This is a genomic window from Georgenia sp. Z1344 (assembly GCF_057652375.1).
Window position 1 is genome coordinate 3378516 of record NZ_CM172728.1, and the last position, 21325, is coordinate 3399840.

General features: G+C 72.6%; 18 protein-coding genes. 8 read left to right on the forward strand and 10 right to left on the reverse strand.

Annotation, left to right across the window (positions count from 1 at the left end):
* Positions 1-259: 259 nt before the first annotated feature.
* Complete coding sequence (locus tag AC24FB_RS15275) at positions 260-1567, reverse strand: ISL3 family transposase (RefSeq protein ID WP_425713489.1); 1308 nt, start codon at positions 1565-1567, stop codon at positions 260-262.
* Positions 1568-1993: 426 nt separating this feature from the next.
* On the opposite strand from AC24FB_RS15275, the gene AC24FB_RS15280 reads away from it, so the two are divergent.
* Both AC24FB_RS15280 and AC24FB_RS15285 read left to right on the forward strand, forming a co-directional pair.
* Positions 1994-2716 carry an ABC transporter ATP-binding protein gene (locus AC24FB_RS15280; protein WP_425714051.1) on the forward strand — a complete coding sequence of 241 codons (723 nt, stop codon included), beginning with the start codon at positions 1994-1996 and terminating at the stop codon, positions 2714-2716.
* The gene (locus AC24FB_RS15285; RefSeq protein WP_425714052.1) at positions 2713-5004 is read left to right on the forward strand and encodes an FtsX-like permease family protein; all 2292 of its coding nucleotides are present in this window, start codon (positions 2713-2715) and stop codon (positions 5002-5004) included. Before AC24FB_RS15280 ends, AC24FB_RS15285 begins: the two co-directional genes overlap by 4 nt.
* 44 nt (positions 5005-5048) lie before the next feature.
* Here the strand turns inward: AC24FB_RS15285 and nusB are convergent, their stop codons facing one another.
* The 8 genes from nusB to aroC all read right to left on the reverse strand — a co-directional run bounded on the left by nusB (position 5049) and on the right by aroC (position 12968).
* Positions 5049-5762 (reverse strand): transcription antitermination factor NusB, encoded by a 714-nt coding sequence (gene nusB, locus AC24FB_RS15290; protein ID WP_425714053.1) that lies wholly within the window; start codon positions 5760-5762, stop codon positions 5049-5051.
* On the reverse strand, positions 5763-6320 hold the full coding sequence (gene efp / locus AC24FB_RS15295) for an elongation factor P (protein WP_425714054.1): 558 nt from the start codon (positions 6318-6320) through the stop codon (positions 5763-5765).
* A 106-nt stretch (positions 6321-6426) separates the two neighbouring features.
* Positions 6427-6918, reverse strand: a complete 492-nt coding sequence (locus AC24FB_RS15300) for a hypothetical protein (RefSeq protein ID WP_425714055.1) — start codon at positions 6916-6918, stop codon at positions 6427-6429.
* Positions 6915-7523, reverse strand: a complete 609-nt coding sequence (locus tag AC24FB_RS15305) for a hypothetical protein (protein ID WP_425714056.1) — start codon at positions 7521-7523, stop codon at positions 6915-6917. The genes AC24FB_RS15300 and AC24FB_RS15305 overlap by 4 nt, the downstream gene beginning before the upstream one ends.
* Positions 7524-7555: 32 nt before the next feature.
* Positions 7556-9133: an HNH endonuclease gene (locus AC24FB_RS15310; RefSeq protein ID WP_425714057.1), complete on the reverse strand. Its 1578-nt coding sequence runs from the start codon at positions 9131-9133 to the stop codon at positions 7556-7558.
* 303 nt (positions 9134-9436) lie between these two features.
* A complete protein-coding gene (locus AC24FB_RS15315) occupies positions 9437-10090 on the reverse strand; it encodes a shikimate kinase (protein ID WP_425714058.1) in 654 nt (217 codons plus the stop codon).
* Complete coding sequence (gene aroB / locus AC24FB_RS15320; protein ID WP_425714059.1) at positions 10087-11754, reverse strand: 3-dehydroquinate synthase; 1668 nt, start codon at positions 11752-11754, stop codon at positions 10087-10089. The genes AC24FB_RS15315 and aroB overlap by 4 nt, the downstream gene beginning before the upstream one ends.
* Complete coding sequence (gene aroC / locus AC24FB_RS15325; protein WP_425714060.1) at positions 11751-12968, reverse strand: chorismate synthase; 1218 nt, start codon at positions 12966-12968, stop codon at positions 11751-11753. The genes aroB and aroC overlap by 4 nt, the downstream gene beginning before the upstream one ends.
* A gap of 91 nt (positions 12969-13059) precedes the next feature.
* On the opposite strand from aroC, the gene AC24FB_RS15330 reads away from it, so the two are divergent.
* The 6 genes from AC24FB_RS15330 (at position 13060) to AC24FB_RS15355 (ending at position 20473) form a co-directional block, all read left to right on the forward strand.
* Positions 13060-14586, forward strand: a complete 1527-nt coding sequence (locus tag AC24FB_RS15330) for an MmgE/PrpD family protein (protein WP_425714061.1) — start codon at positions 13060-13062, stop codon at positions 14584-14586.
* Positions 14586-15479, forward strand: a complete 894-nt coding sequence (gene prpB / locus AC24FB_RS15335) for a methylisocitrate lyase (protein ID WP_425714062.1) — start codon at positions 14586-14588, stop codon at positions 15477-15479. The genes AC24FB_RS15330 and prpB overlap by 1 nt, the downstream gene beginning before the upstream one ends.
* A gap of 55 nt (positions 15480-15534) precedes the next feature.
* Positions 15535-16665 (forward strand): bifunctional 2-methylcitrate synthase/citrate synthase, encoded by a 1131-nt coding sequence (locus tag AC24FB_RS15340; protein WP_425714063.1) that lies wholly within the window; start codon positions 15535-15537, stop codon positions 16663-16665.
* A gap of 292 nt (positions 16666-16957) precedes the next feature.
* Positions 16958-18508 carry a xylulokinase gene (locus AC24FB_RS15345; RefSeq protein WP_425714064.1) on the forward strand — a complete coding sequence of 517 codons (1551 nt, stop codon included), beginning with the start codon at positions 16958-16960 and terminating at the stop codon, positions 18506-18508.
* A 211-nt stretch (positions 18509-18719) separates the two neighbouring features.
* Complete coding sequence (locus tag AC24FB_RS15350) at positions 18720-19757, forward strand: zinc-dependent alcohol dehydrogenase (RefSeq protein ID WP_425714065.1); 1038 nt, start codon at positions 18720-18722, stop codon at positions 19755-19757.
* 62 nt (positions 19758-19819) lie between these two features.
* A complete protein-coding gene (locus AC24FB_RS15355) occupies positions 19820-20473 on the forward strand; it encodes a class II aldolase/adducin family protein (RefSeq protein ID WP_425714066.1) in 654 nt (217 codons plus the stop codon).
* A gap of 92 nt (positions 20474-20565) precedes the next feature.
* Here AC24FB_RS15355 and AC24FB_RS15360 read toward each other — a convergent pair whose 3' ends face one another.
* Positions 20566-21312 (reverse strand): prepilin peptidase, encoded by a 747-nt coding sequence (locus AC24FB_RS15360; protein WP_425714067.1) that lies wholly within the window; start codon positions 21310-21312, stop codon positions 20566-20568.
* Between the last annotated feature and the right edge of the window lie 13 nt (positions 21313-21325).

The following is a 21325-nucleotide window of genomic DNA, read 5'->3' on the forward strand; positions in this document are numbered from 1 at the left end:
CCTCGCGATCGCCCGGAACTCTCGACCTGAAGGTGTGGTGCGCGCTACGATACGACCGTTGTCGGGTAGTGTCTGACGCCTCCTTCAGGGTGGGAGTTGGTGGCGCCTTCGCAGACTTCTGCATCTCCGATGTGTCCCACCGGGATCGGGTCATCCTGTGACAATTCGAAAGATTCTGGCGACCGTTGCACTTGTCGCCGCAGCGACACTTGTACCGAGCATGGCAACCGCGAGTCCCCTTCCAGAAGATCCGGGCTCTTCACATTCGAGGGTGTAGTTGGGGTCGGAATCCGCCCGTCTCGAGTAGTGATCGGGCGATGTAATTGGTCAGGTTGCGGAAGCCGAGGGCCGAGCCGCGCAGGTGCTCGAGCCTGCCGTTCATGGCCTCGGTGGGGCCGTTGGACGTGCCGGGCCGGTCGAAGTAGGCGAGCACGTCGGCGGCGCGGCGCTTCAGGGTCCTGCCCAGCTTGCGCAGCTCGGTCAGGGCGGCTGGCACGGTGGAGCTGACGGAGGCGATGAGCTGGGCCATGAGCTGGCGACCATGTGCGCGGTCGGGGACGCGGTAGGCGGCGATCATGCGCTGGTAGACGGCCCAGGCGGCCTCGACCGCTACGTGGGTGTCGCCGTCGAACAGGCCCTCCAGGCGCTGGGACTGCTTCTCGGTGAGCAGGTCGGCGCCGGTGTGCAGGGTCCGGCGGGCGGCGTAGAGCGGATCGCCCTTGCGGCCCCGGTGCCCGCAGGTGTCCTGCTGGACACGGCGCCGGCAGTCATCGAGCGCGTCGCCAGCGAGGCGGACCACGTGAAAAGGATCCATGATGGCGACCGCGTCGGGCAGCTCTTCGGCGGCGGCGGTCTTGAACCCGGTGAAGCCGTCCATCGCGACGATCTCGACCCCGTCGCGCCAGTCCTGCGGCCGGCCCGCGAGCCACTGCTTGAAGGCGTGTTTCGAGCGGCCCTCGACCATGTCCAGCAGCCGGGACGGGCCGGTCCCCTCGCGAACAGCGGTGAGGTCGATGATCACGGTCACGAACCTGTCGCCGCGGCGGGTGTGGCGCCAGACATGCTCGTCGACACCGATGGCGCTGACGCCGTCGAACCGGGTCGGATCATCGATGAGGACGCGGCGTCCTTCGGTCAGGACCGCGGCGTTGGCGGTGTTCCACGAGACCCCCAGCCCCTCGGCGACACGAGCGACACTCAAGTGCTGGCACACGATCCCTTCCAGCGCCCACCGCAACCCGCGGCGGGAGAGCCGAGCGCGCGGCTCGGCCGCGGCGGTCGTGTCCTGACGCCACACGTGCCCGCAGCCCGTGCACCGGTACCGACGCACCCTCACCTCCAGCGTCGTGGGACGCCACCCCAAAGGCTCGTGAGCGAGCTCGCGCGTGACGGTGTCCCGCGCGACGCCCTCGCACCCGCACCGCCGGCACCAGCTGTCCGGTTCGACGACCCTGCAGGCCAGGACCGCCCGACCAGGCTCGATGCGCTGGCCGACGACCTCCAAGCCGAGCTCGTCCAGACGAGCGAACGTGGTCAGATCAGGGCGGGCGAAGGTAGCGTCAGGCACGTCGAGGTCTTCCCGGTGGGTGGCGTGAGAACCCCCATCATCGGAAGACCTCGACCCCTATCTGGACGCTGACACGCCGGCACCTCGCTCACCACCGCGCCAGGCCGTCTACACCCTCAATCCGGAAGAGCCAAGATCCGCCGACCGAACTCGCGCCCTATCAGATACCACCACCTCCGCCGGCTGGGCGGTGTGGCGCCTACTACGTCATCCAAACCAGCGGCGCGCAGGCCAGCGTCCGTGAGTGCCGAAATACGGCCGGAACCCAGATCCGTGTCAACGGCACCGTCACGGACACGGACAACGACGGACAGTGCGCCCAGGTTTACGCCTCGTACAATGTCTCAACCGCGACGGATTACGGTCCACGCGCATGCCCAAGTGGAACGCGTGTAGCATTTACGCTGCCGTGGCGAAACGGGTCGAATGCGTACATCTACCTCCGAGAGTTTGACGTCTAGATTGCTCGGAGCACCCTCCTCGGGAATCGTCTGCCGCGGAATATCCAAGGCGTATGGTCCCGACCTCGTTCTCTCCTCCGTCGACCTTGCTGTCGACGGAGGAGAGGTCGTTGCTGTCACAGGCTCCAGTGGATCGGGCAAGACGACGCTACTGCTCACTCTCGCAGGCTTGCTGCTTCCCGATTCCGGCGAGGTCGAGATTTCGGGGCGATCACTATTCATGCTCGACGATGACGCTCGAACGACGCTCCGGCGGCAGCACATCGGGCTGATCTTCCAGTTCGGCCAGCTCGTTGCCGAACTTACGGCTACGGAGAACGTCATGCTTCCGCTGCTCCTCGACGGCGCAACCAAGATCGACGCTCGGAGGCGCGCGAGAAAGCTGTTCGACGAACTTGGCATCGGCGACGTCACCAACCATTATCCGCACCAGCTCTCCGGCGGACAGCAGCAGCGCGTGGCGATCGGCAGGGCGCTGATTACGAACCCTTCCGTGGTACTCGCCGACGAACCCACCGGTTCGCTCGACTCCGGGGCCTCCGAGGCCGTCCTCGACCTCCTGATCTTGTCCGCCTCGACGCGCGGGGCGGCAGTTGTCCTCGTGACGCACGACGCTAGTGTGGCCGCGCGTACGTCTCGGCAGGTACACGTCCGGGACGGTCGGGTCACGTCGACCACCGCCCCATGACCGCCTGGCTTCTCGCGCGGCTGTGGCGCGGCGCCGGCGGCCTGCAATGGTTGTTGGCCGGCGCTCTCGTTTCCACCGTGGCTCTGGCGACCGTCGTCGTGCTGCTGGTAGGCAGCCTGCCTGCGGCGCTCGACCGTCAGGACGAGCGCACCTACTGGACCCGGCCGTCCGACTTCTCGCTGCTGGCCGACCCGGAGCTGAACCAGGACTACGCCTACATCGGCACCGTCAACGATCGGGTCGGGGAACTCGCCGTCACCGTGGTCAACGTAGCTCAGCACGGAGAGGGCATCGAACCTCCGCCGGGGATAGACGCGTTCCCCGAAGCAGGGGAGGTCCTGCTGTCACCAGCTCTGGAACGCGCAGTGGGCGACGCGGCGCTCGCGCGCTACGGCCTGCCCGCGGGAATGGTGGACGAGAGCGCCCTCGCCGGACCTGGGCACATGGTGGCAGTCCGCGGCGTGGCGGTCGAGGATCTCGCTCCGGTCGAGCTCCCGCTGCTCGACCTCGGGGAACCGCGGCCGCAGAATGGCGACCCATCGCTCGCGCTGCTACTCGCACTTGCGGGGGCCGCGATGGTGATCCCACCTCTGCTCCTCGCTCACGTCGCCACCCGCGCCGCCGCGCGAACCCGGGCTCGACGGACCGCGACTCTCGTCGTCGCCGGCGCCCCGCGTTCGCTGCTCAGGCGAGCGGTGCTGTGGGAGTCGTGCATCGGCGCCGTTCTCGGCGTCGCGGCTGGCACTCTCCTGTTTGCCGCGTTGCGCAGAATGCTGGCGCCGATCCTCGTCGAGGATCCCGCGCCGTTTCCGTCGGACCTCGTCCCGCCGGTCGGGATCGTGTTGCTCCTGGTCGTCGCCCTGCCTGTCGGAGTCGCGGTCATCGCAGTTCGCCAGGCGGATCATGCGACTCGCGACCCACTGGGAACCGGGGTGAGCAGCCATGAGGAGCCGGGGATGCATCGCACCGTGATTGCCGGCGCCCTGCTCCTGGCAGCCACTGCCGCTGTCATGCTGACCAACCTCCTCGCGGAGCGGCAGCGCCTTCTCCTCGCGGTCGCGCTGGGAGCGGGCGGTCTGCTCCTGCTCGCTCCGTGGGTGAGCCGGACCGTAGGGCGAGTTCTACGCCGTTCTCGGCGGCCGGCCGCCATGCTCGCGGGCGGAACGATTACGGCCGCTCCCCGCGCAACCGCGCGCGGCGTGACGACAGCGGGCCTCGCGGTCTTCGTCGCCACGATCTTCGTGGTCACCTTTCCTGGCGCGGTAGGTGCCGTCCAGGACGACGCGGTGATCGATCAGGCTGACGACGTCGTCCAGATCACGAGCATGGCGACCAACCAGGCGGAGCTGACACGGCTCGCCGACGACATCGGTGCGCTCGATGGTGTCGGCGACGTGGCGAGCGTCGTGACGGGGACCGCGGCCGGAGAGGGGAGCGCGTCCAGCTCTGTCTTCCCGGTCTGGATAGGGGACTGCGCGCGCATCGTCGCCGCTGCCCACCTGGACCTGACGTCATGTGCCGTCGACGGGGGTGTGTTGCTCAACGCGGCCGCGGCCGCTGTGCTCGGCCCCGCCGGACAGGTCGACGTCTATGACCTCGCCCAGCGGGACGTCGTCACAACGTTGGAGGTGCCGGACGAGAGCACGCCGTCCATGCTCACTGTCCAGACCGACGCTGCTGGAACCCTTGCGACGTCGGCGCGCGCCGTCGACGCACCCAGCGTCCTTGTCGACGAGCGGGAAGCGGGGCTGGATATGACGCACTTCCGACCCACTTTGCTGATCGCCGGGATCGACGACCCGGCCGCCCTCGACCGCGTCCGCACCCTTGTGCTCACGGCAGACCCGAGCGCGCAGGTCGCCACCCGCGAGTCCTCCCAGGAGGGATTCGACGGACAGCTGCGCCGCTACTACAGCATCATGCTGTGGGGCGGCGGCGCCGTGCTCGGGACGTCCGCTGTCGCACTCCTCCTCGCAAACCTGACCACAGCGATCGAGAGTGCACGAACGCTAGCCGTCCTGCACGCCGTCGGGACGCCGCACCGGAGCCTGCGCCGGGTCGTCCTGCTCGTCACCGTAGTCCCACTGCTGCTGTTCTCGTTCGTCGCCGCCGGGCTCGGACTCATGGTGGCGGCGCTTGCCCCAGGAAGCCTGGGCGCAACGGGATGGAGCGCCCTCGTCAGTCTGTGGCCCGTGGCAGTAGGCGTCGCGGGGGCCGCCGCGATTGGCAGCGTGGCTGCCCTGATCGTGCCCAGGGCCACCGCGGTCGATCACCTGCATGGTGCCTGAGAAGTGATCGCCTCACCGACTGGCCGGTACCGTCGCGCCTTCCTTCAGACCCGGTAGAGGTCCTTGTTCCTGGACACCTCGCCGAGGACGCCGCTGACGAACCGCGGGGAGTCGTCGGTGGAGAGCTGTCCGGCCAGGTGGGCGGCCTGCTCGATGGCGACCCCGTCCTCGACGTCGTCGAGGAAGACGACCTCGAACACGCCGAGCCGCAGCAGGCCCCGGTCGACGGCGGGCATCCGCCGCAGGGACCAGCCGTGGGACGTGGCCGTGAGGATCTCGTCGATGACCGTGAGGTGGTCGGCCACCCCCTCGACGAGCTCGACCGCGTAGGCGGGCAGCCCGTCCTGGGCGATAGTCCGGCCCGTGCGCTCGGCGAGGACGGCCAATAGGCGGTCACCCGTGGTCACCAGGCCCTTGGCGTCGGCCTCGAACAGGACGTCGAGCGCGCGGTGGCGGGCCTTGGTCCGGGCGGTCGCGTGGAAGGTGCGGCGGGCACCGCGGGCACCCGCACGTTCCGCGGACGGGACGTCCGCGCTCACGCGCACCGCGCCGGCCGGCACCTCGTCCTCCGTCGCGACCTCGATCGGGGTCGGTTCGTCGCCTGTCGACGTCGGCTCGGAGTCGGCCGCTGCGACGACCTGGTCGACGGCGGGGCGCACAGGCGCATGCGTGTCGCTGTCGGGCCCGGCCGGTGCCGGGTGGTCGACGTCGTGCCCGTCCGTGCCGGGCTCGCCCGGCGCGGGACTCTCTCCGCCCATTCAGGCGCGTCCGAGGTAGTCGCCGGAGCGGGTGTCGACCTTGACCTTGACGCCCTGCTCGAGGAAGAGCGGGACCTGGATCTGGTAGCCGGTCTCGAGGGTGGCGGGCTTGGTGCCGGCCGAGGAGCGGTCGCCCTGCAGGCCCGGCTCGGTCTCGGTGACCTCGAGCACGACGGACGTGGGCAGCTCGACGAAGAGCACCTGGTCCTCGTGCGTGGCGACGACGACGTCGGTGTTCTCGAGCATGAAGTTCGAGGCGTCGCCGACGACCTCGGGACGGACCGGGATCTGCTCGTAGTTCTCGGAGTCCATGAAGATGAAGTCGGTGCCGTCGTTGTACAGGTACTGCATGTCGCGGCGGTCGACCGTGGCGGTCTCGACCTTGACGCCGGCGTTGAAGGTCTTGTCCACGCCCTTGCCGGACAGGACGTTCTTCAGCTTGGTGCGCACGAACGCGGGCCCCTTGCCCGGCTTGACGTGCTGGAACTCGACGACCGACCAGAGCTGGTTGTCGATCTTCAGCACCATGCCGTTCTTGAGGTCGTTCGTCGAAGCCATGTGTAAGCCGTCCTGTCGGGTGGGAGTCGTTCGGTCGGGCCGGAGGGAGCGGCGGAGCACGGCCGCGCGGTCCCGGCACGGGGCACGGGTGCCCCTCGTCGGCGGTTCAGGATATCGCGGCGAGCACGGCCCGGCCGAGGAGACCCCATGACGCCGCCCACAGGTAGGAGGCGAGCGTGCCGATGATGAACCGTTCGGCGGTCAGGCCGGCGGCGACGACCCGGGGCGGGACGCGGCGCTCGTCGTCGGGCTGGAGAACGATCGCGGTGTCGTCGTCGCGGGAACCGGCCCCGTGGTCGGCGCGCAGCTCGGGATACCGGCCCAGTCCCTTGAGGGCGAGGACGACCGCGACGACCTCGGGGAACCCGGTGACCAGCCCGCCGGCGATCGCGGCCCGTTCGAGGTAGCCGATCCACTGCCCGCCCCGGTCGAGGCCCACCGGATGGGTGATGAGCTCGGGCGCGTCGTCCCCGCTCGCGCCGGCCACGGTGAACCGGCGCAGCAGCCGGGCGACGACGGGGCTGCCGGTGACGGCGGCGAGAAGAGCGGCGACGACGACGAAGAGCGAGGTGAGCAGCCCGAGCAGCCAGTCGTTCACGAGATCTCCTCCGCGGCGGCGACCATCGCGGCGACGTGCGGGAGCGCGGCGAGCTCCTCGCGCACGCCGGCGACGCGGACCCGGTCGTGGACCGCCTGGTAGGTGATGCCGAGCTCCTCGGCGACGGCCCGCTGGGTCACCCCGGTGACGAGGCGGTCGGAGACCTCCCAGCCGGCGTCGGAGCGGGTGCGGCGCAGGGCCCCGACGAGATGGAGGACGGCCGTGGCGGACTCGGCGGCGTCCTCGTCCGCTCCCCGCACGACGATCGGGTAGCTCGACGCCTTGCTCCGCGCCGTCTCGACCGCGTCCCGCGCGAGGACGAAGGCGGTGCCCGACGACGCGCTCGCGCTCGCGGCCAGCGGCGTGTCGACGGGGCCCGCGCCGATGCCGACCGCCCAGTCGAGCCGGGCCAGGCGCAGGGCGACGTCGACCGCGGCCGGCGCGCTGGTGAGGACGCCCTGGATCTCGTCCCCGACCGTCCGCTCGAACGGGAGCGCGACCACCCGGCCGGCGCGCTCGTGCCACGGGGCGAGCTCGGCGAGGATCTCGTCCACGAGGACGCCGCGCTGGGTCGACCGGTTCTGGTCGGCGGTGACGACAAACATGCCATCAAGGCTATGTTCTTGATTGCTGCCGATCAAGGCGATGAGTCCGGTATGTCGGGCGGGTGGTCCGACCCGGGGCCCGCGCGTTCGTGGCCCACCGAGTCGCGTTCCGGGGACCGGCCGGCCCGATCGCGGGTCGCTCCGGCGAGCTCCCGGCGGCCCCTCATCGGTCCCCGGGCGCCGCCGGCTCGATCCGGGTCGGGCTCGTCGTCGCGCACACGTCGTGCCTCCCGGTTCGCCGCGACGCGTGCCCGAAGGTCGTCGATGCGGCGGTCGGTGACGTTCTGGGCGAGCGTGGAGCGGCTCGCGGCGTATCGGTGCCCGGTCGGCGTCGTGACGGTCAGGCCGGTCGCCGTCGACTCGTGGGTCCAGCCGGGGTTCTCCTTGGCGAGGTTGCACCGCTGGCACAGCCCCGAGGCGTTGGCGAGGCTCGTCGCGCCGCCGGCGGCCCACGGCGTGGCGTGGTCGACCTGCCGGAGGTCTGCGCCGCAGAACGGGTTGCGGCAGATGTCGTCGCGCAGGCTGACGATGTGGCGCAGGGAGGCGGGGAACGTGCGGGCGCGCGAGTCGAGGCCCTCGATCTGTCCGGTCCCGGGCCGGAGCCACAGCCGGCGGAGCGACACGTCCGACGCCTGCTCCTCGGAGAGGTACCCGCGGGCGACCGCCGCGGGGACGGGGCCGTGCCCGGGGAGCCAGGCGGAGTCCGGCCCGCCGAGGAGCGTCTCGTCGGTCATCACGAGGGTGAGCGCGACGTCCCGGGGCTCGTCGACGGCCCGGCCGGTCACGCGCTCGACGAGGAGGTCCGCGGCGATCTGGGCCTTGGTCCGCGAGGCGGCGGCGCCCGTCGCGACGGCGGTGCCGGAGTCGCGCTCGAGGGCCGCCTTGACGCTCACGGCGTCCGCCACCGTCAGCAGGGCGCTGAGGTAGGCCATGCCGTTCGGCGCCGGGCGGACGCTCACGCGCCGCTCGCTCCTCGCGCGCTCCATCCGCAGGACTGCGCTCTCCTGGTCGAGCTCCTGGGCCAGCTTGCGCGCCCGGTTGCCGGCCTGTCGGTCGCCCATCGTGGGGAGGTCGGGCGCGAGCACCTCGTCGACGACGCGGCGGTCGTCGGGCGCGAGGAACGCGATCTCCTTGGCCACCAGGGTCGCGCGCCACTCGGAGACCTCACCCGCCTCCATGAGCTCGAGCGTGCGCGGCATCTCCGAGGTGAGGCACCGCGCGAGGCGCAGGTGCACGCCGCCGGCGAACGGCGACTCGCGGCGGGCGAGCGCGATCTCGTCGGCCACTCCCCTGCCCTGCCGCTCGACGGGAATGCCGCGCCGCGCCTCGTCGTCCCGACGCATGTCGTCCAGCGCCACTGACGCACGCGCCTGCGCAGCCTCGGCCGTGCGCTTGAGCGACTCGGCGGCCGAGATGATCGCGATCGCCTCCGCCTGGTCGGCGACCTCGATCCGCGCGAGCGACCTCGCGAAGGCGAGGATCTCCTCGGGGCCGGGGCTGGCGCCATGGTGGTCGACCGCCCCCGTGTCCGTCCCGGCTGCGCGCTCGGCCGGTCCCGTCCCGCTTGCGTCGTCGTCCGTGCCCGACCCCAGCGTCCAGTCCGTCGTCATGTCGCTCACCTCCCCCGTCGCGTCGCTGCCGAACGACCCTCGGGGGTGGGCACGCGTCCTCGCGCACCCCGCCGGTCTGGTCGATCTGGTGACTACGCTACGGGCCACCACCGACAACGAAACCGCAGGATTGCAACGGTTGTGGACAGTCGTGCAGCAGGCCGACCTGTGGGGACGGCGTCGCCAACAGGGTGTGTTCTAGCGTCGTCGACGGCGACAAGGGCGTTGCCGACGGGACAGCACGTCGAACGACGACGAACGACGCACGCGTGACGTCGAGCGAAGTCCGACGCGCCCTGGCTGTCAGTCGCCGCGGACCACCTCGAGGACGGCGGCGAGCACCTGCTCCTCGTTCATCGTCGTCGTGTCGATCGTGACGGTGGCGACCGCGGCGAGGGCCGCGTCCCGCTCGGCCGCCATGGTCGTCCACATCGCCCGCGGGTTCGGCAGCGCGACCGAGCCGAGGCCGGACAGGCCGAGCCGGCGCATCGCGGTGCCGGGGGTGATCCGCAGGTGGACGACGACGGCGCCGCTCCCCCGCAGGTCGGCCAGCCGTTCGGTGGCCGCGTCGATCGCGCCGGACCCGAGGGCGACGACGGCGGGCTCCTCCAGCGGGTCGCCGCCCAGCGCCTCGGCCGCCACGGCGGACTCCGCGGCACGGAACTCGGACTCGCCGAGATCGACGACGAGCTCGTGCACCGGCGCGCCGAGGCGATCTGCGACGAGGTCGTCGGTGTCGCGCAGAGGCAGGCCGAGCGCCCCGGCGACAGCCCGGGCGGAGGTCGAGACGCCTGCGCCGGGGACGCCGAGCAGGACGATCGTGCGTGCTTCCGGCGTGTCGCCGGTGCCCGAGTCAGGGCCTGCACCGACGCGTGCTCCCGCGCCGGGATCCGGTCCCGAGGCGCCGGGCACGTCCTGGCCGGAGCCGGCGTCGAGGGAGTGGTCGTCGCCCGTCACGCGCTCACCGTGGCCCACGCGGCCTCGAGCACGTCGTCGTCGGGGCCGTCGAGGATGACCGGCTCCCCCTCGGCGCGCAGGGCGACGAACCGCAGCCGGTCGCCGCGCACCTTCTTGTCGTTGCCCATCGCCGCGCGGACGCCGCCCCAGTCGAGCCCGCTCACGGTCACCGGCAGGCCGAGGGAGGTGAGCACGGCCCGGTGACCGTCGGCGAGGCCGCTCTCGGCCAACCCGCTGCGCTCGGCGAGCTCGGCGGCGACGACCGAGCCGACCGCGACCGCGTCGCCGTGCCGCCACGAGTACCCGGACGCCCGCTCGATCCCGTGCCCGGTCGTGTGGCCGTAGTTGAGGACCTCGCGCAGCCCCGCCTCGCGCAGGTCCTCCCCCACGACGTGCGCCTTGACGGCGACTGCCCGCTCGACGAGCTCGCGCAGCACGGCCGAGCCGGGGTCGAGCGCCTCCTCGGGGTGGGAACGCACGAGCGAGAGGATGTGCCGATCGCTCACGAACCCGATCTTCACCACCTCGGCGAGCCCGGCCGCGAGGTCGGCGGCCGGCAGCGTGGCGAGCAGGTCGAGGTCGCAGACCACGGCGAGCGGTGCGTGGAAGGACCCGACGAGGTTCTTGCCCGCCGGCGTGTTGATGCCCGTCTTGCCGCCGACCGCCGCGTCGACCATGCCGAGCAGCGTGGTGGGCACGTGGACGACGCCGACGCCGCGCAGCCACGTGGCCGCGACGAACCCGCCGACGTCGGTGGTGGCGCCGCCGCCCAGGGTGACGACGACGTCCTGACGGCCGAACCCGTGCTCGCCGAGGACGGTGTGGCACCGGCCGACGACCTCCCAGGTCTTCGCGGCCTCGGCGTCCGGGAGGAGGAACGTGTGCGCCTCGCGCCCGCCGAAGCGGAGGGCGGCGGCGATGCGGCCGGCGCGGTCCGCCATGACCTCGGGGTGGACGAGGAGGACGCGACGGGCGGTCTCCGGGATCGCGCGGGCGACCTCGCCGGACAGGTCGTGCCCGATCGTCACCGGGTAGGGGCGGGCACCCGGCACGGTGAGGACGGTGGGGGCGGCCGCGAGTGCCGCGACCTCGGCGGCGACGTCGCTCAGATCGCGCCCGTCGGTGTCGACCGTCCAGGTGGCGACCTCGGCGTAGAGCGGCGCCCGTTCCTCCGCCAGCGCGGCGAGGCGCCCCACCGGGTCCTCGGCCAGCAGGGGCCGGCTCGAGGCGGAGCCCACCCGGGCGTGCGCCTGCTCCGGCGAGACGGCGAGGTGGACGACCCTGCGGTCGGCGAGGTCGGCCCGCGTGGCCGGGTCGAGGACCGCGCCGCCTCCGAGCGTGAGGATCCCGGTGCCGTCGGCGAGCTGTGCGGCGATGACGTCGCGCTCGAGCTCGCGGAACGACCCCTCGCCGGCGGCGGCGAACACGTCGCTCACGCTGCGGCCGGCGCGCTTCTCGACCAGGTCGTCGCTGTCCGAGACCGTGGTGCCGAGGAGCCGGGCGAGGTGCCGCCCGACGGCGGACTTCCCGGCACCGGGCAGGCCGACGAGGACGAGGTCGGGTCCGCGGCCGGGCACGGGCGCCCCGGCGATCGGGTGGACGGCCGGCCCGCCGGGGGTGTCCCCGGCCGGAGGCCCGTCGTCGTGCACGTCGTTGCCCGTCAACGCTGGTGCTCCGGGATCGCCTCGAGGTAGGCGGCGAGGTTGCGGGCGGCCTCCTCGACCGAGTCGCCGCCGGTCTTCTCCAGCAGCGCCTGGGCGAGGACGAGCGCGACCATCGCCTCGGCGACGACGGCGCCCGGCGCCACGTGGCACGTGTCGGAGCGCTGGTGGAGGGCGGTGGCCTCCTCGCCGGTGGCGACGTCGACGGTCGCGAGCGCGCGCGGGACCGTGGAGATCGGCTTGAGGGCGGCGCGCACGCGCAGGACCTCGCCGTTGCTCATGCCGCCCTCGGTGCCGCCGGCGCGGTTCGTCTCGCGCACGATGTGGCCGTCGTCGTCGCGGGTGATCTCGTCGTGCGCCTGCGAGCCTCGGCGGCGGGCGGTCTCGAACCCGTCGCCGACCTCGACGCCCTTGACGGCCTGGATGCCCATGATCGCGCCCGCGAGCCGGGAGTCGAGCCGGGCGTCCCCCGAGACGAACGAGCCGAGCCCGGGCGGCAGGCCGTAGGCGAGGACCTCGACGACGCCGCCCACGGTGTCGCCGTCCTTCTTCGTCGCGTCGACCTCGGCGACCATCTCCTCGTCCACCCCGGGGACGATGCACCGGAGCGGGGAGGCGTCGAGGGCTGCGACGTCGTCGGGCGTGGGCAGGGGTGCGCCGTCGGGGACACGGACCGGTCCGACGGCGAGCGTGTGCGAGACGAGGCGCACGCCCGCGACCTGCTCGAGGACGGCGGCCGCCACGGTGCCGAGGGCGACCCGGGCGGCGGTCTCGCGGGCGGAGGCGCGCTCGAGGACGGGCCGGGCGTCGTCGAGGTGGTACTTGCGCATGCCGGTGAGATCGGCGTGCCCGGGGCGGGGCCGCGTGAGGGGCCGGTTACGGGCGACCTCACGCTCGTCCCCGGTGCCGGCGTCGACGAGCAGCTCGCTCGGGTCGACGGGGTCGGCGGACATCACCGTCTCCCACTTGGGCCACTCGGCGTTCCCGATCGTCAGGGCGACCGGGCCGCCCATCGTCACGCCGTGCCGGACGCCGCCCAGCAGGGTGACGACGTCGGTCTCGAACTTCATGCGAGCCCCGCGGCCGTAGCCCAGGCGGCGGCGCGCGAGGGCGGCGACGATCTCGTCGGTGGTGATCGACAGTCCGGCGGGCACGCCCTGCAGCACGGCGACGAGCGCCTGGCCGTGGGACTCCCCGGCAGTGGTCCAGCTCAGCATGCACCGATCATCCCATCCGTCCCGCCCGCTCCCCCGCGCCCCTCGTCCCGTGAGACTCTTGGACCCCCGCCACCGCCGCCGAGAGGGAGCCATGACCAGGCACCACGTGAGAGTCCACCCGTCCGCGGACGACCTCCCCCGGGAGCGGCAGCTCGCCTGGGCGATCGCCGAGCTCGCCGCCGAGCGGGTGGCCCCCGACGCCGAGGTGACCGACATGGTGGTCAACCGCGTCATCGACAACCACGCGGTGGCCGCCGCCTCGCTCACGCGGGCGCCCGTCGTCGCCGCACGCGCGCAGGCGCTCGACCGCCCGCGCACCCCGGGATCGACGGTGGCCGGACTCCCGTCCGAGACCCGTGTGGCGCCCGAGTGGGCGGCGTGGGCAAACGGCGTGGCCGTGCGCGAGCTCGACTTCCACGACACCTACCTCGCCGCGGAGTACTCGCACCCCGGCGACACGATCGCGCCGATCCTCGCCGTCGCCCAGCACCTGGGCGAGGCGCGTGGACTCACGGGCGCCGACCTCGTCGCCGCGATCGCCACCGCCTACGAGGTCCAGGTCAGCCTCGTCACCTCGATCTCGCTGCACGCGCACAAGATCGACCACGTCGCTCACCTCGCGCCCGCCGTGGCCGCCGGGATCGGCACTCTCCTGCGCCTGGACCCGACGACGATCTTCCAGGCCGTCGGCCAGGCCCTGCACACGACGACGGCGACCCGCCAGTCCCGCAAGGGCCAGATCTCGACGTGGAAGGCGTACGCGCCCGCGTTCGCCGGCAAGGCCGCGATCGAGGCCGTCGACCGTGCGGTGCGCGGCCAGACCTCGCCCGAGCCGATCTACGAGGGCGAGGACGGGGTCATCGCGTGGCTGCTGGACGGGCCGGGGGCGGGGTACGACGTCGACCTGCCCGCGCCCGGTGAGCAGCGCCGCGGCATCCTGCGGACCTACACGAAGGAGCACTCGGCCGAGTACCAGGCGCAGGCGCTCATCGACCTCGCGCGGCGGATGGGCGAGGCGCACCCGGAGCTGCGTGACCCCGTCCGGGTGGCCGGGATCGTGCTCGAGACGAGCCACCACACCCACCACGTCATCGGCTCGGGCGCGAACGACCCGCAGAAGTACTCCCCCGAGGCCACGCGCGAGACGCTCGACCACTCGATCCCCTACATCCTCGCCGTGGCGCTCCAGGACGGTGCCTGGCACCACGAGCGCTCCTACGCGCCCGAGCGCGCCCGGCGCGCCGACACGGTCGAGCTGTGGCAGAAGATCACGACGGTCGAGGACCCCGCGTGGACCGAGCGGTACCACTCGAGCGACCCGGCGGTGAAGGCGTTCGGCGGCCGCCTCGTCGCCACGCTCGACGACGGGACCGTCGTCGCGGACGAGCTCGCGCTCGCCGACGCCCACCCCGACGGCGCACGGCCGTTCGCTCGGGACCAGTACGTCGGCAAGTTCGAGACGCTCGCGACCGACGTCCTCGGCGCGGACGAGGTGGCCCGCTTCCTCGACGTCGCCCGCCGCCTGACCGACCTCGGTCCCGACGAGCTCGGCCAGGTCACCGTCACCGCCCCCGCCGCCACGATCGACGCGGCCGGCCGACCCGAGGGGATCCTCTAGTGCTGCACGCGCCCGCCTCCGCCTCCGACAAGCGCCGGGCCCTCCGTGCCCGGCTCGCCGCCGGGGAGCAGCTCGTCCTGCCCGGGGCGTTCAACCCCCTCTCGGCCCGGCTCATCGAGGACAAGGGCTTCGACGGCGTCTATATCTCCGGCGCCGTGCTGTCCGCCGACCTCGGTCTGCCGGACATCGGGCTCACCACGCTCACCGAGGTGGCCCAGCGCGCCGGCCAGATCGCGCGGGTGACGAACCTGCCGGCGATCGTCGACGCCGACACCGGGTTCGGCGAGCCGATGAACGTGGCCCGCACGATCCAGGTCCTCGAGGACGCCGGGCTCGCCGGCGCGCACATCGAGGACCAGGTCAACCCCAAGCGGTGCGGGCACCTCGACGGCAAGCAGGTCGTCGACGAGGCCACCGCGCTCAAGCGGGTGCGCGCCGCTGCCGAGGGGCGCCGTGACCCCGACTTCCTCGTCATGGCGCGCACGGACATCGCCGCCGTCGAGGGGCCGGGGGCGGCCGCCGAGCGCGCGAGGGCCCTCGTCGACGCCGGGGCAGATGCGATCTTCCCGGAGGCGCTGCGCAGCCTCGAGGAGTTCGCCGCCGTGCGCGCGGCGGTCGACGTCCCCGTGCTCGCCAACATGACCGAGTTCGGCAAGTCCGAGCTGTTCACGCACGCCCAGCTCGCCGACGCCGGCATCACGATCGTCATCCACCCCGTCTCGCTCCTGCGGTCCGCGATGGGCGCCGCCGAGCGGCACCTCGACCACCTGCGCGAGCACGGCACGCTGACCGGAGTGGTCCCCGAGATGCAGACCCGGGCGAGGCTCTACGAGCTCCTCGACTACGCCGGGTACAACGCGTTCGACTCCGACATCTTCACGTACGAGCCCTGATCCACCCTCGTCACCGACGAGCCTCGATCCATCCCTCGACCGGCAGGAGCACCCCATGACGCAGCAGCACGGCACCGCCGAGCCCGAGATCCGCAAGGGCCTGGTCGGCGTGGTCGCCGACACCACGGCGATCTCGAAGGTCAACCCCGAGACGAACTCGCTGCTCTACCGGGGCTACCCGGTCCAGGAGCTCGCCGCGAGCTGCTCGTTCGAGGAGGTCGCCTACCTCCTGTGGCAGGGCGAGCTCCCGACGGCCGCCGAGACGGACGCCTTCGTCGGCACCGAGCGCAGCCACCGCAGGCTCGACCCGGCGCTGCGCGCCGTCGTCGACGCCCTGCCGACGAGCGCGCACCCGATGGACGTCGTCCGCACCGCCGTCTCGGTGCTCGGCGCGCAGGACCCGCTCTCGGAGGACTCCTCCCCCGCCGCCGAGCTGGAGAAGTCCGTCCGTCTGCTCGCCCAGCTGCCCGTCGTCGTCGCCTACGACCAGCGGCGCCGGTGGGGCAAGGACGCGGTCGAGCCCCGCGACGACCTCGACCACTCCGCCAACTTCCTGTGGATGACGTTCGGCGAGGAGGCCGACCCCGTCGTCGTCGACGCCTTCCGTCGCTCGATGGTCCTCTACGCCGAGCACTCGTTCAACGCCTCGACCTTCACCGCGAGGGTGGTCACCTCGACCCTGGCCGACCTGCACTCCGCCGTGACCGCGGCGATCGGCGCACTCAAGGGGCCGCTGCACGGGGGCGCGAACGAGGCCGTCATGCACGTGTTCGAGGAGATCGGGTCGGCCGAGAACGCCGCCGGCTGGCTCGAGGGCGCGCTCGCCGAGAAGCGGAAGATCATGGGCTTCGGCCACCGCGTGTACAAGAGCGGCGACTCCCGGGTCCCGACGATGAAGGCCGCCCTCGACACCCTGGTCGAGCACTACGTCCGGCCCGACCTGCTCGCGCTGTACGACGCGCTCGAGGAGGCCATGACGGGGACGAAGAACATCCTCCCCAACCTCGACTACCCCTCCGGCCCGGCCTACCACCTCATGGGCTTCGACACGGAGATGTTCACGCCCCTGTTCGTCGCCGCCCGGGTGACGGGCTGGACAGCCCACGTGATGGAGCAGCGGGCGAGCAACGCACTCATCCGGCCGCTGTCCGCGTACGCCGGTCCGGACGAGCGGCACCTCCGGTAGGGCCCCGGGGCCCCGGGGCCCCGGGGCCCCGGCCCATCAGATCGGGTCAGGTCGGGTCGGGGGCGAGGTCGAGTCCGTCCCGCCCAGGGCCCGGCAGTCGGTCGCGCTGACCATCGGCGACCGGACGTGCATGACGACGACGCAGCGACGAACGATCGTGCGTGTCACCAGGTCTGCTGGTGCTTCCAACACGGAACGTGGTGAGATCGGGGCGGAGCCCGCGCCGGGACTGCGGCTCCCGTCGTCGGCCGAGGCCGGTCGCGACGCCGATCAGCGCCGATTCGAGGTTCCCATGCCCCCGTCAGCACCGCTCGTCATCGCGGTCGACTCGTCGACCACGTCCAGCAAGGCGATCATCGTCGACCCCGACGGCAAGGTCCTTGCCCTCGGCAAGCGCGAGATCCAGCTGCGCAGCCCGCGCTCGGGCTTCGCCGAGCACGACCCCAACGCCTGGTGGAACTCCACCAACGACGCCGTCGCCGCCGCGGTCTCGCAGCTGAAGAACGCGGACAAGGAGCGCATCGTCGCCATGGGCGTCACGCACCAGCGCGAGACGTTCGCCCCCTTCAGCGAGGACGGCACGCCGCAGCGCGACGGCATCCTGTGGATGGACATCCGGGCCTCGGACCAGATCCTGCGCCACGGCACCAAGGACATCTGGGAGCTGTCCGGCAAGCCGCCGGACGTCACCCCCGCGATCTACAAGATGGCCTGGGTCAAGGAGAACGAGCCCGGCGTCCTCGAGAACGCCGACCGCGTCGTCAACGTCCACGCCTTCCTCGTCAAGAAGCTCATCGGCGAGTGGAAGGACTCGGTCGCCTGCGCCGACTCGCTCGGCCTGTTCGACATCGCCAGGCAGAGCTACGACGCCTCGCTCCTGGAGATCGCCGGCGTCCGCGAGGACCAGATGGTCGAGCTCCACAAGCCCGGCGAGGTGCTCGGGAACATCCAGGAGTCGGTGCTCGACGGCTGGGGCCTGTCCCAGGACGTCCAGCTCGTGGCGGGCCTCGGCGACGGGCAGGGCGCCGGCATCGGCGCGGCCTCCGTCGACGAGCAGACGCTGTACATGAACCTCGGCACGGCCGTCGTCGCGGGCGTGCTGTCCGAGGAGTACGCGTTCGGGCCCATCTACCGCACCCTGGCCGGCGGCGTCGCCGACACCTACGTGCTCGAGATCCTCCAGTCCTCGGGCGCCTTCCTGCCGACCTGGTACCGCACGGCCTTCTGGAACCCCGAGCTGCGCGGCCGCCCCGACCCCGAGCTCGAGCGCATGGCCGCCGAGCGCGCGCCCGGCTCCGGCGGCCTCATCACGATGCCGTACTGGAACGCCGTCCAGAGCCCGCACTGGGACCCGATCGCCCGCGGCGGCGTCGTCGGCTGGCGCGGCTCCCACGGCCGCGGCTCGATGTACCGCTCCATCCTCGAGGCCATCGGCCTCGAGATGGCCCGCTCGGTCGCCGGGCTCGAGAAGGCCACCGGCACCGAGATCACGACCGTGCGCGCGATGGGCGGCGGCGTCCGCTCGCCCCTGTGGCGGCAGATCATGGCCGACACGAGCGGCAAGCCGATCACCGCCTGCCTCGAGGACGAGATCTCCGCCCTCGGCGCCGGCGTGCTCGCCATGGCCTCCACCGGCGTGCACGGCGACACCTCCGTGCGCACCGCGGCCCAGGCGATGGCCCGGTTCGGCGACGTCACCGAGCCGAACGAGGAGAACCACGAGATCTACGCCGAGCTCGGCGCGATCCAGGGTGAGCTCTACGAGGCGCTCAAGCCGACGACGGACAAGCTCCAGGCGTTCGCCACGAAGTACCCGGACGCCGAGGTGACCGACATCGAGTAGGACCCCGCCGGCCGGGGACGGACCGCCACGGTCCGTCCCCGGCCGACCCCGCTCGTCGGGCACCGCGCCAACCGCCCGCACGGCGCCCCACGACCCTCGGCGCACCGACCGACGACCTCCGACACGACTCGCGCCACGCCGACCCACGCCACCAGCCCAGCACCCGCGCCCCGACTCCCGCCGGGGCCGACCACCGAGGAAGGACCAGCCCATGCGCGCCTACATGTTCCACGGACCCGGCGACCTGAGGCTCGAGGAGATCGAGCCCGAGCGTCCCGGTCCCGGCGAGATCGCCGTCGAGATCAAGGCGGCCGCCACGTGCGGCACCGACCTCAAGTCCTACCGCCGCGGGCACCCGACCCTCTTCCCCACGCTCCCGGCCCGGTTCGGCCACGAGTTCGCGGGCGTCGTCACCGAGGTGGGCGACGGCGTGAGCGACTTCGAGGTCGGCCAGCGGGTCGTCGCGGCGAACACCGCCCCCTGCGGCAGCTGCTGGGCCTGCACGATCGGCCGCGAGTCGCTGTGCGAGAACCTCCAGTACCTCAACGGCGCGTTCGCCGAGCAGATCGTCGTGCCGAGGGCGATCGTCGAGCGCAACACCTACGTCATCCCCGACTCGCTCGCGTTCGAGGCCGCCGCCCCGCTCGAGCCCCTCTCGACGGTCGTCCACGGCATGCACGAGTCCGGCATCGCGCTCGGCGACACGGTCGTCATCAACGGCGCCGGGCCGATCGGCCAGATGTTCCTCACGCTCGCCCAGCTGCGCGGTGCGACCGTCGTCGTCGCCGACCGCTCGGCCGGACGCCTCGAGCAGGCGCGCGCCGCCGGGGCCGCGCACGTCGTCGACCTCACCGGGCTCGAGACGCCCGAGGAGTGCGCGGCCGCCGTGCGCCCCTTCACCCCGGGCGGGCGCGGCGCCGACGTCGCCATCGAGGCCGTCGGCCTGCCGAACGTGTGGGAGCAGACCGTGCTCGGGCTCCGGCCCGGCGGCACCGCCGTCCTGTTCGGCGGGACCCCGAAGAACGCGCCGTTCTCGGTCAACAGCTCGGACATGCACTACAAGGAGTACACGCTCAAGGGCGTCTACCACCACCAGCCGCGGTTCGTGCAGATCGCGGTCGACCTCCTGGCGACGGGCCGGTTCGACGGCATGAGCCTGTGCACCGAGGTCCGCCCGCTCGAGGCGCTCGTGGACTCCCTCGAGGACATGGCCGCCGGGCGCGGGTCGAAGTACATCCTCCAGCCCTGAGCGCGCCCGCTCCCCCACCGAGAGACCCGATCACGCACGACGACAGAGAGGACGAGCACGGAATGCTGCTCGAGAAGGAGCGCGCCGAGGTGGTGCGCGTGTGCCAGGAGATGCAACGCCAGGGACTCGTGGTCGGCACGGCCGGCAACGTCTCGGTCCGGGTCGGCGACCAGGTGGCGATCTCGCCGTCCGGCATGGCCTACGAGGACGTCGAGCCCGGTGACGTCGGCATCCACGACCTCACGGGTGCGCCGATCGACGCGCGCTGGGCTCCGTCGAGCGAGCTCCCCCTCCACCTCGCCGTGTACGCGGCCACGGACGCCGGGGCGATCACGCACAACCACGCGCCGGCGTCGACCGCGCTGAGCGTCGTGGTCGACGAGGTGCCGGCCACGCACTACTACTCGTCGATGTTCGGCGGTCCGCTGCGCGTGGCGCCGTACGCGACCTTCGGGTCCGACGCGCTCGCGGAGAACGTGGCGGCGGCCCTCGAGGGCCGGTCCGGGGCGCTCATGGCCAACCACGGCGCGCTGACGATCGGACCGAACCTGGCGAAGGCGTTCAGCCTGCTGCCGTACCTCGAGTACGTGTGCGAGGTCCAGCTGCGTGCGATGGCCGCCGCCGGTGCCGACTCGCCCCGCATCAAGGTGCTCAGCCGCGAGCTCCTCGACGAGGCCGGGTCCGGCCTGTCCGGGTACGGGCAGACGAAGGACTGACGCAGGATCACCGCCCGACGACGAACGACGTTCCGTGACCGCGCGGGACGTCGTTCGTCGTCGGGGCCGTGCGACCGAGGCCGACCCGAGCGTCAGGCCGGTGCGAGCGTGAGGGCACCCGCCAGATCGAGCCACGTGGCCACGGCCGCGCCGACGAGGAGCGCCGGACCGAGGGGCACGTGGGAGCGGAGCGTCGCCCGTCGCGCCACGACCGCGACGATCGAGACGAGGCCCCCGACGACGATCCCCAGCACGGGACCGACCGTGGCCGCCGGGACCGAGAGGAACCCGAGCCACGCGCCGGTGAGCAGGAGCAGCTTGACGTCGCCGAGCCCCACCCCGCCGGGCGTGACGAGCGCGACCGCGTAGAGGACGCCCGCCGGCACGAGGGCGCCGGCGGCGGCGCGCAGCAGGGCGCCGGGCTCGCCGGCGAGGAGGGCGGCCGCCACGAGGAGCGGGAGCGCGACGGCCCCGCCACCGATGAGGAGCTTGTCCGGCAGCCGGTGCGTGCGGTGGTCGGTGACGGCGAGGAGGACCCCCACGCCTGCGAGCCACCCGCCGGCGAGGGCCCACCCGGCGCGTGCGATGCCCGCTGACACGGTCCCGGCGTCGTCGTGCCCCGTGCCCGAGCTGCCTTCCGGACCGCCGCCGAACGGGCCCGTCCCGGGACCCGCGGTGAGCAGGGCGGAGACGACGGCGAGGGCGACGATCGCCGCGACGACGACGGACACCGGCCCGACGGCGCCGAACGCGGTGGCGCGCGGGCGCGGACGGGGGTGCGGGGTCGTCGTGTCGTCGGTACGTCCCGCGTCGCCCGCGGTGCGTCCTGCCTCGTCCATCCCGCCCCCTGTC

Excerpts from the sequence above, each read along its gene's own strand:
- AC24FB_RS15280 (WP_425714051.1), top strand. The coding sequence starts at position 1,994 with ATGCGTACATCTACCTCCGAGAGTTTGACGTCTAGATTGCTCGGAGCA.
- AC24FB_RS15285 (WP_425714052.1), top strand. The coding sequence starts at position 2,713 with ATGACCGCCTGGCTTCTCGCGCGGCTGTGGCGCGGCGCCGGCGGCCTG.
- nusB (WP_425714053.1), bottom strand. The coding sequence starts at position 5,762 with ATGGGCGGAGAGAGTCCCGCGCCGGGCGAGCCCGGCACGGACGGGCAC.
- efp (WP_425714054.1), bottom strand. The coding sequence starts at position 6,320 with ATGGCTTCGACGAACGACCTCAAGAACGGCATGGTGCTGAAGATCGAC.
- AC24FB_RS15305 (WP_425714056.1), bottom strand. The coding sequence starts at position 7,523 with ATGTTTGTCGTCACCGCCGACCAGAACCGGTCGACCCAGCGCGGCGTC.
- AC24FB_RS15310 (WP_425714057.1), bottom strand. The coding sequence starts at position 9,133 with ATGACGACGGACTGGACGCTGGGGTCGGGCACGGACGACGACGCAAGC.
- aroC (WP_425714060.1), bottom strand. The coding sequence starts at position 12,968 with ATGCTGAGCTGGACCACTGCCGGGGAGTCCCACGGCCAGGCGCTCGTC.
- AC24FB_RS15330 (WP_425714061.1), top strand. The coding sequence starts at position 13,060 with ATGACCAGGCACCACGTGAGAGTCCACCCGTCCGCGGACGACCTCCCC.
- AC24FB_RS15340 (WP_425714063.1), top strand. The coding sequence starts at position 15,535 with ATGACGCAGCAGCACGGCACCGCCGAGCCCGAGATCCGCAAGGGCCTG.
- AC24FB_RS15345 (WP_425714064.1), top strand. The coding sequence starts at position 16,958 with ATGCCCCCGTCAGCACCGCTCGTCATCGCGGTCGACTCGTCGACCACG.
- AC24FB_RS15350 (WP_425714065.1), top strand. The coding sequence starts at position 18,720 with ATGCGCGCCTACATGTTCCACGGACCCGGCGACCTGAGGCTCGAGGAG.
- AC24FB_RS15355 (WP_425714066.1), top strand. The coding sequence starts at position 19,820 with ATGCTGCTCGAGAAGGAGCGCGCCGAGGTGGTGCGCGTGTGCCAGGAG.
- AC24FB_RS15360 (WP_425714067.1), bottom strand. The coding sequence starts at position 21,312 with ATGGACGAGGCAGGACGCACCGCGGGCGACGCGGGACGTACCGACGAC.